Source organism: Bacteroides sp. ET225, from assembly GCF_024733745.1.
Taxonomy (GTDB): Bacteria; Bacteroidota; Bacteroidia; order Bacteroidales; family Bacteroidaceae; genus Phocaeicola; species Phocaeicola excrementipullorum.
In genome coordinates this window covers 1-550 of sequence record NZ_JANRHN010000093.1, presented here as the reverse complement: position 1 = coordinate 550, position 550 = coordinate 1, and the positions used below count along the sequence as shown (strand labels likewise).

The 550-nt window shown below is 40.7% G+C and carries 1 protein-coding gene; it reads left to right on the top strand.

The window, feature by feature from the left end; translation table 11 throughout:
• On the top strand, positions 1–501 hold a 501-nt coding region (locus NW212_RS15235), incomplete at its 5' end, for a hypothetical protein (RefSeq protein ID WP_258339461.1).
• Between the last annotated feature and the right edge of the window lie 49 nt (positions 502–550).

The following is a 550-nucleotide window of genomic DNA, read 5'->3' as shown; positions in this document are numbered from 1 at the left end:
GACAGCCAGCGCGAGTACTTCGATGCCTTTCCTAAAAATTGGATGCAATATATCGCAACTTTTCAATACACCCGCAACAATGTCCTGCCAAATTTGTATTCCACATCGCACAAACTCGTGAATGCTTTCAGCAACAAGCTAACGGCCATATCAGCAGATGAGTATTGCAAAAGAGCAATAGACCTGTGCATAGGAGCAGAGATTGATGCAGACGCTCCCAATTATTTAAGAAGTATGGTTAGACAGTTATTGAACCAAACTGACACACGAAAAGCCATTTTCAACTATTTGTCCAGCTTACGCATCGGACATAGATTCCAATTCTGGTTTTTCTATTGGTCCAACATCACTCGCTCAAAAGACCTGGAAAAACAATTCGCCGATTTTTACGACTCCGTAAAAAACGATTATTCCGAAGAAGCAAACATCATGTTTGATGCTTACAAATACGCATACAACAATGTGAATTTTATGAGTACCGGGTATTTGGATGGCGAATAGGCACAGGTCATTTTTAATGCTCTACTCATGACGTAGCTGTTGCTATGAG